General features: G+C 51.5%; 13 protein-coding genes. 9 read left to right on the forward strand and 4 right to left on the reverse strand.

The window, feature by feature from the left end; translation table 11 throughout:
- The first annotated feature begins 88 nt into the window (after positions 1-88).
- A complete protein-coding gene (gene galE, locus ACGYLQ_RS18670; RefSeq protein WP_394444278.1) occupies positions 89-1,072 on the forward strand; it encodes a UDP-glucose 4-epimerase GalE in 984 nt (327 codons plus the stop codon).
- Positions 1,073-1,441: 369 nt separating this feature from the next.
- On the opposite strand, the gene ACGYLQ_RS18675 is transcribed toward galE, so the two are convergent.
- Together ACGYLQ_RS18675 and ACGYLQ_RS18680 are read right to left on the reverse strand one after the other, a co-directional pair.
- Positions 1,442-2,287: a DUF4214 domain-containing protein gene (locus ACGYLQ_RS18675; RefSeq protein ID WP_394403787.1), complete on the reverse strand. Its 846-nt coding sequence runs from the start codon at positions 2,285-2,287 to the stop codon at positions 1,442-1,444.
- Positions 2,288-2,584: 297 nt separating this feature from the next.
- Positions 2,585-2,932, reverse strand: a complete 348-nt coding sequence (locus ACGYLQ_RS18680) for an H-NS family nucleoid-associated regulatory protein (protein ID WP_322346553.1) — start codon at positions 2,930-2,932, stop codon at positions 2,585-2,587.
- A 263-nt stretch (positions 2,933-3,195) separates the two neighbouring features.
- Between ACGYLQ_RS18680 and ACGYLQ_RS18685 the strand changes: the two genes are divergently transcribed.
- The 7 genes from ACGYLQ_RS18685 to ACGYLQ_RS18715 all read left to right on the forward strand — a co-directional run bounded on the left by ACGYLQ_RS18685 (position 3,196) and on the right by ACGYLQ_RS18715 (position 12,126).
- Positions 3,196-3,678 carry a DUF995 domain-containing protein gene (locus ACGYLQ_RS18685; protein ID WP_394444281.1) on the forward strand — a complete coding sequence of 161 codons (483 nt, stop codon included), beginning with the start codon at positions 3,196-3,198 and terminating at the stop codon, positions 3,676-3,678.
- 608 nt (positions 3,679-4,286) lie between these two features.
- Complete coding sequence (locus tag ACGYLQ_RS18690; RefSeq protein WP_394444283.1) at positions 4,287-7,700, forward strand: glycosyltransferase; 3,414 nt, start codon at positions 4,287-4,289, stop codon at positions 7,698-7,700.
- Positions 7,697-10,225, forward strand: coding sequence for a DUF3131 domain-containing protein (locus tag ACGYLQ_RS18695; protein WP_394444285.1), 2,529 nt, complete (start codon positions 7,697-7,699; stop codon positions 10,223-10,225). Before ACGYLQ_RS18690 ends, ACGYLQ_RS18695 begins: the two co-directional genes overlap by 4 nt.
- Before the next feature lie 218 nt (positions 10,226-10,443).
- Positions 10,444-10,623 carry a Flp family type IVb pilin gene (locus tag ACGYLQ_RS18700; protein ID WP_394403781.1) on the forward strand — a complete coding sequence of 60 codons (180 nt, stop codon included), beginning with the start codon at positions 10,444-10,446 and terminating at the stop codon, positions 10,621-10,623.
- A 244-nt stretch (positions 10,624-10,867) separates the two neighbouring features.
- Positions 10,868-11,056, forward strand: coding sequence for a hypothetical protein (locus tag ACGYLQ_RS18705; RefSeq protein ID WP_394444287.1), 189 nt, complete (start codon positions 10,868-10,870; stop codon positions 11,054-11,056).
- Between the two features lie 483 nt (positions 11,057-11,539).
- A complete protein-coding gene (locus ACGYLQ_RS18710) occupies positions 11,540-11,800 on the forward strand; it encodes a hypothetical protein (RefSeq protein ID WP_394403778.1) in 261 nt (86 codons plus the stop codon).
- Positions 11,801-11,805: 5 nt separating this feature from the next.
- The gene (locus ACGYLQ_RS18715; RefSeq protein WP_394444289.1) at positions 11,806-12,126 is read left to right on the forward strand and encodes a type II toxin-antitoxin system RelE/ParE family toxin; all 321 of its coding nucleotides are present in this window, start codon (positions 11,806-11,808) and stop codon (positions 12,124-12,126) included.
- A 95-nt stretch (positions 12,127-12,221) separates the two neighbouring features.
- Here ACGYLQ_RS18715 and ACGYLQ_RS18720 read toward each other — a convergent pair whose 3' ends face one another.
- Both ACGYLQ_RS18720 and ACGYLQ_RS18725 read right to left on the reverse strand, forming a co-directional pair.
- The gene (locus ACGYLQ_RS18720; RefSeq protein ID WP_394444291.1) at positions 12,222-12,884 is read right to left on the reverse strand and encodes an HlyD family type I secretion periplasmic adaptor subunit; all 663 of its coding nucleotides are present in this window, start codon (positions 12,882-12,884) and stop codon (positions 12,222-12,224) included.
- 8 nt (positions 12,885-12,892) lie between these two features.
- A complete protein-coding gene (locus ACGYLQ_RS18725; protein ID WP_394444293.1) occupies positions 12,893-13,117 on the reverse strand; it encodes a hypothetical protein in 225 nt (74 codons plus the stop codon).
- Between ACGYLQ_RS18725 and ACGYLQ_RS18730 the strand changes: the two genes are divergently transcribed.
- Entirely contained in the window at positions 13,116-13,277 is a 162-nt protein-coding gene (locus ACGYLQ_RS18730; protein ID WP_394444295.1) for a hypothetical protein, read from the forward strand. The two genes, ACGYLQ_RS18725 and ACGYLQ_RS18730, sit on opposite strands and share 2 nt — an antisense overlap.
- Positions 13,278-13,347 lie beyond the last annotated feature (70 nt).

A 13,347-nucleotide genomic window follows, 5' to 3' on the forward strand; every position in this document is an offset into this window, starting at 1 on the left:
TGCGAAGCATAGCGCGATCAAGAAGCCTCCGAAATAAAGCAGACCTTCTGGGTTAAAGCGAGCTTAACTAGGCGGGTGAAGAGGTGATATGAATAAGGTATTGGTAACCGGCGGGGCAGGCTATATTGGCTCGCACGCTTGCAAAGCGCTGAAGTCGGCTGGGTTCATCCCAGTGACTTTCGATAACCTCATCACCGGATGGCGCGATGCAGTAAAGTTTGGCCCCTTCGAGGAGGGTGATCTGCTAGATCGCACACGGCTAGATGAGGTTTTTGCGGAACATCAACCCGTCGCGGTTATGCATTTTGCGGCTCTCAGCCAAGTGGGTGAGAGCATGGCAAAGCCGGGTCTCTACTGGCGCAATAACGTCAACGGATCCCTTACGCTGATTGAGGCAGCGGTTGCGGCCGGCTGCAAACGGTTTGTCTTTTCATCTACCTGTGCGACCTATGGGGATCAGGACAACGTCATTCTTGATGAAAATAGCGCACAGTATCCGATTAACGCTTATGGCGCCTCAAAACGCGCGATTGAGGACATTCTGCGTGATTTTGAAGCCGCCCATGGGCTGCAGCATGTTATCTTCCGCTATTTTAACGTAGCCGGGGCAGATCCCGAGGGCGAAGTGGGCGAGTTTCACCAGCCGGAGACGCATTTGATTCCGCTCATGCTTGATGCGATCTCTGGGAACAGGGCTGCGCTGACGGTCTTCGGAGATGACTATGACACGCCCGATGGCACCTGCATTCGTGACTATGTGCATGTCTGCGATCTAGTTGATGCCCATGTTCTGGGCTTGAAGTGGCTTCAACAGGATAGGGGCAGCCGAGTATTTAACCTCGGCACTGGTAGCGGCTTCTCAGTGCGCGAGGTGCTCGATCATAGCCGTGCCGTAACCAATCAAACGGTGCCTCATAAAATCGGTGCGCGACGCCCAGGAGATTGCACCAAGCTCGTGTCAGGCTCTTCTCGAGCGATCAATGAGCTTGGCTGGACACCTAAACGTTCCACCTTGAACAACATGATTGCTGATGCTTGGAGATGGCACCAAACTGGCCACTACGAACAATAGCCCCAAAGACACTAAAATTGCATCCTTAAGCCCAGCCTAGGGCAATTTATCGCCGCATTCGTGGTCAACAATGGTGCCTGTAGAGCAGCATTGGAGCAAAACATGACACAGCCTGCAAAGTCAGACTTCCTGCACATGATCGGATATAGCCTCATCACTGCAGTCTTCGTTTTCGTGGCGCTACTTTAAGAGGGGTTAAAGAGCGCCGCGCGCCGGCCGGCATGGCCCGCGCATTTAACTCGGGATAAGGTAGAAAGCCACAAATACGCGCTTTCCAAGCGGCGCCTGTATTAGGTGCACCACCCGACGTATCTATCATCTATGTGGGTGGAGCAGTTGCTGTAAGACAGCTGCCCCACCCAGGTCTTTCTAAACAAAGACGCCGTCGGTGTAAGTCGCGCCCACCAGTTGCGCAAACTCTTCAGATTGCATCATGTAAGCAAGAGCTTCGTCGACTGAATCGGAAATACCGTTCGCATCGAGATACTCTTTCCAGAAGTTCAGCCCAGCGTCATCTGCTTCGCGGTCAAAAAGATTTTGGTAGATAGACCGCACCAAAGCTTCAGCATCATTTAATGCCTCTGCATACTGCTGAGAAAAAGCTTCAGTTTGCGTAAAGGCGTTTGTCAGGGCAAACGTATCGATGGTTCCCCCTTCGTAGAGATCGAGCCAGAAGTCGAAACCTTCCGCATCCGGCTGAGCATTCCCAAGCAAGGCTTCGTAAGCGGCTTTAACCAATCCAGCACCATCTTGAACATCCAAGAACAGCGTGCCGTCGGTAAACTCTAGCCGATCGAGGCCTACGAGTTTCTGCGGCTCGCCCCCGGGAAGGGTCACCGTAACCCCATCCTCTTCGATAGCGATCGTCGTCCCGCTGAACGGCAACTGGAAGGTTTGAATGTCGTTTCCGTTTTGGTCCTGCGTCACGTCGGGGCCGCCAGGAGTTACCGATCCAAACCCTTCGACGTCGCTGAGAAGCATAGAATCTGGCAAGCCCTCAATGGCGCTGCGCAACTCTTCAATTCCTGCGGATACAAGGATGGGATTTGCTTCAATGGCGGACAAGGATGCGTCCAGTTCAGGAGTAATCGGAACGCCCAGGCTGGTTATGATGTCGCGCAACTGTGAGGCGAGCCCCTCAGCATCATTCAAAAGTGGGTTATTCGCGATCATCGCCAAGAAGGGGCGAACATCGCCGACCGTCAGTTCATCCATGCAAATTCTCCTAAAAAAGTAACAGCAAGCGACCGACAGCACAAAATTTGCCCGGAATCGCCGCTTAAAAAGGATAATAAGCTGAATCTTACATGGCTATAAAAATGTTAAAACTATGGCGCGCGGACATCTACCTGAAGTAGAAAACGCACGACAACTATCAGAACATTATAGGAATTTGTGAGCTTTAATTTTCTGCAGTACAATCACTGAAGAGCGCCCTATGCCCCGAAATAGATTAAATCCCTTCTGGCGCTTCGGCCCCCGTCGCGGACGAGGGCCTTGTCGTTCTAGGGGTCAAATGCGCATGGCGTCAGGCTCAACGCCTGCTGCGATCTGAGCCCGGTACCAGTTTGGTTGGCGCCCTTTACCTGTCCACGTCTGCGTTTTGTCCTCTGGGTTCGCAAAAGCGGGCTTTGAGGGCTTTTTGGGGGCCTTTTTTGCTTTCGTCTTCTTTTGGACTGTGCCGTCGGCTTCGGAGATTTCACCAAGAGAGAAGCCGAATTCCGCAGCGGCTTTGGCAGCGGCCTTCTTTGCCTCTCGTTGATCTCTCGCTTTCGCAGAGGCAAGCGCTTTACTTACACTGTTTAGAAGCTTCTCAAGCTCCTTTCGGGACATCGCTTTCAGTTCGTCTTTAGAGATCATAGACTTTCTTTCACCTGCAAATAGGATTGGATTTCCTGCTTCTTAGGCGCATCAAGCTATCTGTTCAAGATAGCCTCGCAATTTTAAGCACTTAACTGCAACGCATCGCAAAATTGTGCCTCTCAGGGCGCGCGCTTCACTTACCAAGCTGGAAGGGCAAAAGATCAATTTTTGAGCAAAGGAGCTTGGGATATATATTGACTTGAAAGCACAAAGTCCTGACCATCATTCGATGTGATCCTTTATAGAAAGAGCTTCTTGGCATGTTTTTCCGGAAAACTTGGTTGGTTGGACTGCTCATCGCAGCTCTTCCAGTCGGCGCAGCAGCAGACCCTCTTCCCTATGGCGCTAAAACGCCAGCCCCTCGTCAAATTATTGCAGCATACGTTGGAAAGACAGAAACTTGGGAAGCAGATTGCCAAGGTGGAATTTACTTTGGCGCAAACAGCCAAGCACGCGCGTGGTGTGCGCAGAGCAGCGATAGCTTAGGCGCTGGCGAGTGGACCGTAGATAGCTATGGGCGTATGTGTCACAATCTTACATGGTATTGGCCCAATAACGGTCGTGCAGGTAGCTCGCCGGGTGAGAAAAGTTGCATATTGCATGTCGTCGATCGTTTTGACCGGGTTTGGCGCAGCTACCCGGGGCAAACGGAATGGTGGCCTATCAAGGGTGATAAAGCCCTTACACGGGGCTATACCTATCAGCGCGAAGTGCTGGCTCTCAAAAAGAAACTCGGCATATAAACGTCGGGATATTTCCGGACATAGCCTTTAAGGCAAAAACGGCTACAGCCGAAACTGTAGCCGCTACTGGGATGACCGTGTGCTGTGGGGGACACGATCATCTTCCATTTTTTCTACGTACGGAAATATGTCAATGATTCGATCCACGCCAAACTTAGACGACATATCTTAGGAAAGAAGAGAACGAATCATAAGCCTACAGAAAGATCCATTTATTCTTTAGGTTCAACAGTTTGAGCTTATTCGCACAAGGCATTCGAAAAGCGAAACAATGACACACTCTTAAGTTGCAAATTGGGCGGAAAGTGGGCAAACGCGTGACACACTCCCGCCGCTATCTATACTCGCTTTCTGTATAGATTTGTAACAATGCGAGCACTGCTTTTCTGCCAGCAACAGCTCGCCGACCACGTTTGAGCATCCTCACGGTACGTTGAAAGCGGCTACTTCTTTTTAACGCTCCCGGTCTCTTGGCTTTCAAATGGTTGGCGACGTTCGCGTGGGCATAATATTCGGGTGGCCTCACACTGCGCTTCTATACAGCAAGCTATAGATGCGAATACTCGATGTGGAACGCTAAGCGACAAGAGAATAAGGCAAAGGGGCGCATGAATGCGCACCGCGGGTACCATGAACCACGTGCAACTCGTGGTTTGTCTGATCGTGTCTTTTTTGACCCAAGTCGGCGGCGGAAAGCGCGTGTTATTTTTTCAGCTGGCACGCTTATCAGTGGCGTCATCGCTTGGCTTTTACTTTTTGCGATTACAGTAGGATTGGATGGAGGGCTTGAAGCAGCTCTACCAGAACCTATCAGCACCCTGAAAGGGCACACAGCCTCTGTCAGAAACAGCCTCTTGGTAGAAGGAGAGCATGGCTCTGATATGCCAGCGATCGACCTTTACGCTCAACAAGAGCTTCAAAAGTATCAGTGCTTGAACAGAACGGGGCAGGGCGCAGCGCCATCCCAAACATTAAAGGTATATGCGGTTGTATCTGCGGAACTTCCTTGGGCTACGCATTCATTCAGTGAGAGCTGCAATACCATCCATGTGGCTATGCCTACTTGGTTTCACTTCACTGAGTTAGACGGCGATGTCCAAGTCGGGGAAGTGAGCCTTGAGACCCGCCAGCCTTTGCTTAAGCAGCGCACCGAAGTTGGCACCTTTGACATCATGCCGATCCTGCAGTGGGATACGGCTGCGTTGGGGCTATTGCGGACCCCCACCGGCCCCGCGAAGGTATCCGCTGCACTGAGTAACTTTTTGGATCAGCCTTCACAAACGGCTAATGTGAAAGGCTACTGCATAGACGCAAGCTCGCTTGCTCTTATAGAGGGTCAAACCTTCAGTATTCTAAGCCGCCGACTTACAAGTCAGTTTAAAAGCAGGGAATTGGAAACATGCGTTAGGCTCCCAAGCAGTGCTTCCGCTAGCCTTTTAGTCATTGCCAACCGGTTCTTCGATACCGTTGTGATCAAAGGTTACCAAGAGCATTGGATCGGGTCCGCCCCGCAACCGCTTGCAGACAAGCGTTGGTTTGAAGAGCGTATTAAAGCCTTTCAGGAGCATGTGGCGCCTAGCAAACTTGTGGTTGAGTTGGGAACCCACTCGTTGGATTGGGTTTCTGGTAGCCCGCGTCCGGAAGTACTGCCCTTTGCAAAAGCCATGACGGCGCTTGCTCAACACGATGCTTTTGCCACGCTGGCGTCGGGCTCAGGGAACACTCGGGCAAGCTATCTAGATGCAAGAGGCCTACAGCATCAGCTATGGCTCCTTGACGCCATAACAGCTCAAAATCAGATACTTACCCTGAAAAGGTACGGGATACAGGCTCTGAGCTTAAGCGGCTTAGGCTATGAAGACCCCGGGATTTGGGCAGTCTTAGACCAGACCACCCGCGGCATGACCCTGCCTTCCACAGCCTTAGAAAGCGTTCTTTTGTCAAATTATGTAGCCCTCACGGGCCGCGGGCCCTTTGTTGCACCTCGCTTCATGCCTCAGATGGGCAAACGCACCATCAAAATTAGTCCAGAAACAGGCGAGGTTACCTCCGTGGTCTATGATGAGATGCCTCAGGCGGCAGCTGGAAAGCTTTACGGGGAAGGCGAGCCGAACAAGGTTGTTCTTACCTTTGACGATGGTCCCCACCCCCAACATACGCCGGCTGCACTAGATATTTTGCGCCAGACCCAGACACCCGCTTCTTTCTTCGTTTTAGGTAGCAACGCATTAGCTTCACCAGACCTGATAAGGCGCATTCTAGCGGAGGGGCACGAGCTGGGCTCTCATACTTACTCGCACCCCAATATGGCTGAGATCTCCGCCTCCCGTGCTAAGGTCGAAGCCAACTCCACACAGCTTTTGATAAACGGCATAACAGGCAAAAACATGCGCCTTTATCGTGAGCCTTACATGCGAAGCGGAGGGCCCATTACCTCCAAGGAGGTTGCCTCCTTGCTCCCTCTCGAGGAGGCTGGATATGTCATTGCAGGCATGAATATTGTCCCACGAGACTGGGTTGAGCAAACGTCCGATGCGCTTGCAGATGAGATCATTAAGCAAGTGGAGCTAAATGGGGGAGGCGTTGTGTTGCTTCATGACGGGGGAGGTGATCAGCACCAAACCGTCGCTGCTTTGCCACGTGTGATCTCTGAGCTGCGAGGCAAAGGCTATACCTTCACAACCCTTGCAGACCTATTGGGCGTTTCCCCCGATACTCTTTTGCCAGACGGAGACCCGATGACCGCAACGCTCGGCAATGTCTCATTCTTTGCAATGGGAAGCAGCTGGACTGTTCTTCAAGTGGCGTTCTGGACTGTCTTCGCAGTTGGTGCCCTTCGCTCAGCAAGCTTGCTTCTTCTGGCGGGGCGCCGCCAACGTCATACCCCCACACCCTCAGGTCATGAGCCTTCAGTTACAATCGTGATCCCCGCTTACAACGAAGAGCAGGTCATCGAGCAATGCATCCGAAAAGCTTTGTTATCTGAGTACCCAGATTTTGATATTATCGTCGTCGACGATGGGTCAACAGATGATACCTATTTAAAAGCAGCAAGTTTCTCGTACCACCCCTTGGTGACCGTTCTAAAGCAGCCCAACCGCGGCAAAGCTGCAGCGCTTAACGCAGCCCTTGATGAAGCCCAAAGTGACATTTTGATCTGTATCGATGCAGATTCTCAAATAGCGCCCGATGCAGTCCGCTTGTTAGCCGCGCATTTTGAGAACCCAAACGTCGGGGCCGTGGCGGGCAAAGTTGTTGTTGGCAATCGACGCAATCTGCTCACCCGGCTACAGGCCCTAGAGTACATTACATCCCAAGCCATAGAACGGCGGGCAAAAGAACACCTTAATGCGATAACCGTTGTTCCGGGCGCGATTGGCGCATGGCGGACAACAGCATTGATGGAAGCCGGTATCTTCTCGACAGAAACCCTTACGGAAGATGCAGATATGACAATGGCCGTCATCCGGTCAAAGTACAAAGCGCTCTATGAGGACCGCGCTATCGCAAGAACAGAAGTTCCCGCTTCGCTCAGAGGGCTTATGATACAGCGACTACGCTGGTCACTGGGCATGATGCAGGCTGGCTGGAAACATTTGGGCGCCACGATAGAAGGGCGGGCACTGGGGTTGGTCGCGCTTCCAGATCTCGCAGTTTTTGGCTACCTTATGCCTCTCCTTGCGCCTTTGGCGGACCTATTCTTAGTGATCCTTATTGTAGAGTTTGTCGCGGACTTCGGAACGGCAGACGAACATGCGAAGGTTATAGCCAGCCCATTGCTTATTGCTTACCTGATGCTTCCAACACTGGAGGTGCTGAGCGCCATTAGGGCATTCCGCTTAGATCCTCTGGAGGATCGATGGCTCCTGCTATTGCTTCCCCTTCAGCGCCTCTTTTATCGTCCGATCTTATATATATCCGTGATCCGGGCGCTATGGCGGGCGGCTACGGGTTCCTTGGCCAACTGGGGGCGCATGACCCGCGTAGGTTTCCAGTTTGACACAGCAAACAGAGCGTCATGAAGCGTCGAACCTTTCTTAAATGGGGGACCGCAGCCCCGCTGCTTCTTTCTGGAGCCACCGCTGCAGAGAGCACTACGGTCACACCTCAAAATACCCTTGTGGTCCTTGATGGCTTAGACAGCAGAACATCCCCCCCGCGAACCGCCATCGTGTTAGATACTTTCGCCCGCAATGGCTTACCTATCACCTGCTTGCTTGACCCCAGCCAAAGTCAGTTGGGGCCAAACAGCGCGCTTTCTCGCACCTTGACACAACGCGCGGAAAAAACGCCGGGGCTGGTGCAGGTCGTGCCTTGGGTGAAACAGTTAGGCAGTATGACCCCTTATTTCCAAGCACGGGCCGCCTACGAAGCCCGCCGTGCCTTGGAGGCCATTTTATGGGGAAATGACGCTCCGCAATCCCTGCACATGGCTGTAAGCCAAACCATCGCCTGTGACATGCAACCCATAGCAATGGCTCCATCGGGGCTTCGCGCGTCCGGCATCCGGAATGTTTTAATGCGCCCCGACGTCAGCACTCAGGTGCGACCAGAAGCTTGGGACAATGGTGTAGTCAGAATAATAGGTGGTCAGAGGGTTCAACTGCAGCTCCCTCCAACAGCCTATAGCTTGCCAAAAACTCAATCCGTAGAGAGGGTTTATTACCTATCGGCGCATGACCTCTCAAACCTGCCTCTGGCGCGCCTGCAAGCAGCGGCTACTGCTTTTGCTCAGCAAGTGCTGCTTCCCGACGAGGGGCCTTGGGTAAGCGCCATTCTCGCTTCTGATATTCAGTTCCGGGATGCCTATGACTATCAGCGCTATGTGGGGGTTCATTTTACTCTACGGTCAGACGCGACAGACAAAGAGCGAGAAGCTCTAATGCGCTTTCGGCAGGAGCTTGCTCTTGAAGGCTTATCATCTAGCTTTGGTGACAAGACCTCAGCAGAAAGTGCCTTTCAGTACTGGGCCAATCTAAAAGAAAGCCACCCTCTGGATGAGCCTTTGGCACCACTGGGGGCCCTGGGACAGGGGCCGTCCTCCTCTGCACACCCATCAACACCAAAAAGCTACGGCATTGCGATTGAGCTTAGCCAGAAGCGCGAAGGGGGCTTAGGAGCTGACAACACATTACGAATACCCTCCGTACGCGTACAGAACGTCAGGACAGTAAGCGATACGCTACAAACCTCTATGGGGGCGGCCGACTCTGTTCTCTCAATCCCTGCAGAGATGTTGCGGAGCAAAGCCCATCAGAGGATGCTTAAAGATGCCCTGCAAGCGGTTAAAAATGATGGGCTTTCCCAGGTAGTCTCGCTCTCGGACTATGTAGGGCGCCTCGTACCAACCGACTCCTACACCACACATTTTCGCAGAACAGAGGCTTATCAGCCTTACATATCGCAGCGGTCCCAGATCCCAAATGTAACAGAGCGGGAAGGGCTGATGAATGACGCTAAAGTTGCATGGTCTTACTTTGAGAAATGGACCAACCCCAAAACCGGACTCTGCCCTGCTACAGCGAATTTTTCAAAAACCAACCCAAGGCTACATGAAGCCGTGACGATGTGGGATGTGGGGAGCCATATCTTCGCATTGCTAGCAGCCGTCGACTTAAAACTTATTTCTGACCAGCACTTCCGCCACGCCATCGAAAAAATCTTACCCAACATCGCAGGCCGCAGGTCCCAAGGTCGGCTTCTGCCGCAGGGGTGGATTGCAACAAACAAGTTCAAATGGGGAAATCGAAACTTCGACGGCTGCGATGCAGGTCGCCTTCTAGCAGCCTTATACAGCTTAGACACCCATCCCTTATCCAAAGGCCTTGCTACAAGCACTGTCGCGTCTTGGGACCTCAAGGATGTCGTGGACGATGGAATTGTCCATTCAGTCGAAGAGGGAACACTGGTTTCTACCTTTCGATCTCATTGCGCACATTACGCAGCTTGGGCCTTTCGAATATGGGGCATAGAAGCCAAGTCGCCCTACGAAGTGCTCGGTGGGAAAAGCGCTTCAGATGGTCAAATGTCCCTGCTAGAAGTGTGCGGGCATATAGGCCCTATGGGCGCCGAACCCCTCCTAATGGAGGCGCTAGAGTTCGGCATGTCGCCGGAAGCCGCATATCTCGCCGATGTTCTCTTTGCCGCTCAGCTTGAAGAATACGATGAAACAGGACGGTTGATCTGCGTCTCCGAGGGGCCGATCAACAGCAGACCTTGGTTCTTGTACCAAGGTTTGCAATTTGACGCCCCAGGACGCCTATGGGCGATCGACACCGTCGGCGGCTTAGAAGAGCATCGCACCAAAGCGTTCCGAGAGGAGCATCGCGCGATCAGCTCAAAAGCTGCATACCTATGGTCAGCATGCAAGGACCACGCGTGGAGTGCGAAACTTCTGTCGTTCGTAAGAGAAAGAGCTCAAACCCCTTATGGCTTTGCTTCAAATATCAATGAACAAACTGGGACCCCAAGCAGCACCTACAGCGACATCAACACGAACGCCGTCATCTTGCAGTCGATCGCTGCCAGGCTGAAGCACGGCGCTTAAGGCAGTAACACCCCCCCTTGTGAGGCGCTGTGTGCCACTCCATCACGTTTGGACGGTTAAGACATCCAGCTGGGGTCGTCGCCACCATGTGTTAGCGCAAACACGAAGCGCCCAATTTATGCCTTAATATTAACAACACATCGCCCTTGCGGGACAAATTTTCGACATGAGCAAGGACTAGAAGTATCCCCAGAAGGTCGCAAACAAGGAATGAAGCCATGAAATTCTCTCTTAAACTCAATCGTTTCGCTCGTGATGAAGACGGCGCAGTTACAGTAGACTGGGTTGTTCTCACCGCTGCCATCGTCGGACTAGCAGTCGTTGCTTTCAACACAATTGAAACCTCGACATCTAACCTGGTCGTTGACATCGTGTCCGATATTGACTCGGTTGAGTAACAATCTCAGCTAGGGGTGGCATCTCTCAATGCTAAGGCGTCTTTCCCTCCAAGGAGCGCCTGTCCCCCGAAGAGCCACGCTAACTTGTTTAGCGTGGCTTTTTTATATCCAATATTAAAGATCTCGAATTCCGATCTGGATTGATCCTGCCCTGAAAAAAGCACAAATAGGTCGCCAATTTGGACGTCGGCAGTGGTCGTATACTCCTACACTCGCTGTGCAGAATTCTTCGATAGGTAGGATCATGAAGACAAATCTTAAGGCAAACCAGTTCTTTAGAGCTGAGAACGGGGCAGTAACTGTCGAATGGGTTTTCCTGGCAGCGGCTCTCGTGGGATTAACCGCTCTAGCACTTGCTACTATTGAAACCACCACGCTCGATACCACCGCAAAAACCACAACTAAAATTAGTACGATGGGAACCGGCGATTAGCGCGAAGACTTCCCAGGCCGTAGATTGGTTTGAGCTTTCTAGATGTACCGGTTTTTAATTCTTTAGTAAATTCTGACTGGCGCTACGGCCATTGCGTATATAGTAATCTCGCGCCTCATCTATAAAGCCATATAGTTCAACATATTTTATCAACGCGGCTTCTAGAAGCTTTATACGCTCAGTGTCACTCATCGCATCCTCCTGAAATCGAACATGTAATAATGATATCACAAGCGGGGCATGGGGCCAGAAGGAAAAGGCTCTCAACTTAAGCCTACGGCTCACCTTTTGGATTCTACTGCAACTGCACAAAAAATATAACCGGAAGCGTTTTAAGAAAAAGAAGCAGCTTCAGCCGGCAACGAGTGACACGGTCAAAAAGTCTCTTGCTGGAGCATTCAAAGGTAGCAGCTGACAGGGACCGTGAATATTGACCTGCCTTGAAGCAAAAAGTATGACTTACATGTGACCTAGGGGCATTCAATGACTGTGAAAACCACACTGAGCTTTACCGATCGCCATCATGATTTTCTTATGGCCAAAGTAAAACAGGGAAAGTTCGCAACGGCAAGCTCAGCTGTTGCAGCAGCGATTGAACGGCTTATTGAAGACGAAGTTCACCGCGAGAACGCCCTGAAAGCCATTTCATCCGCGATATCCGATCGAATGGAGACATCAAGATCAGAGTTTACATCTGGTGAGGATATCTTCCGCAGCGCATTGCAGCGCATAAAATCGGAATAACTTCATTGACCTACAGAGTAAGGTTCCATCCCTGCGTTGCTGATGATCTGCAAATTATTGCCGAAACGATTGCAAACCATGCTGGCCCATCAGAAGCCACGCGCAAAATTTTAGAAATTCAGGAAGCAGCAATGGACCTTGCGCATGACCCTGAAAAGAAGTCCGCTCAAAGCGAAACAAATGCTTCTATACGGATTGCTCCAACAGGTCGCGAAGGCGCGATCGTCTTTGAGATGGATAACAACACAGAAGCCGTTTTCATCCTTGCAATTTCTCAAGGAGGCACAGTCTGGATTTCGAGAAGTGACAGCCCCAGAGGATGCTAATCCAGTTTCGATCCAGCATGCTGGACCGGAAGAGAAAAGATCCAGTCAAGCTTACCCTCAAAATTGAGATTTCCGTACTAAAGGGTGCAAACTATCTACTGCTCTCGAAAAGCCCGGATCATACTATCAGTGACTGGCTTCATTAGATACTGAATGAACGTGCGGTCCTGAGTGGTAATCATAATCTCTGCAGGCATGCCAGGTGTTGGCTTGAAGCCTCGGACACGGTCCAGCTCTTGAGGTGGCACCGATACCCTTGCGACATAGATTTCCTGAGGAACTTCTTGAGCGCGGTCTAAGATTGCGTCGGCTGAAACATAGTATACCTGTCCATGCAAGATCGGCGTAGTGCGCTGGTTCAAAGCAGTAAGGCGTACTGTAGCAGGTTGGCCTTTGCGCACGACATCAATTTCAGCTCGTGGAATCTGCACTTCAATGATCAACGGCTCACCGGTAGGGAGTATCTCCAAAATGGCCTTACCGCTTTCGATAACACCCCCTGCGGTATGATAGTGCATTCGCACAACAGTGCCTGACACAGGCGCAAGTATTTCGGCTCGACGCAAGACATTCTGCGCTTTGCGGGCGTGCTCACGAACACTTTCAAGTTCGGATTGCACCACTTGAAGCTCATCTAAGGCAGCTGTCTGACGTTCATTAATAGTTTGTTCAATCTGGGATTGATAGCGCATCGAAAGCGCTTCAGTCTCCTTGATCTTGGATTGTAGCCGCCCAATCTGGCCCGTCGCTTCGGCCATAGCGCGCCTTAACGTGTTAAATTCGGTTCGACGAATAAGCCTTTATCAAGCAGAATTCTTTTGGCTTCTGAATCCTCCTTCAAGATTTCAAGCTGTAACTGAGTGGCTGAAAGCTGTTGCTCATACCCCTGAGCACGCTCTCTCAACCCATTGATGCTTTGCTGCAGCAAACTGATATTATTGTTTAACTGTCGCTTTGTGGCCTCGAAAACAATTTCCTGACTATCCAGCATGGAAGCAATGCTGAAATCGAGCGATGAGGCGGCAGCAAAGTTGATCTACTTGGCGCTCAATGCTACTTCCGTCGAGTGGAAGCGATCTGTGCGTGAATGGCACCGCGTTAAAAGCCAACTCGCCATCGTGTTCGAAGAACGCTTTCCCATGGCGTGTTGATTGTCACTGAGAACTGACCCGGTATTTTCACCGAGATTTGACCCACCCTCAGTTATGCGTCGTGGTTTAT

It is taken from the genome of Sulfitobacter sp. 1A12779, assembly GCF_043557315.1.
GTDB classification, from domain to species: domain Bacteria; phylum Pseudomonadota; class Alphaproteobacteria; order Rhodobacterales; family Rhodobacteraceae; genus Sulfitobacter; species Sulfitobacter faviae.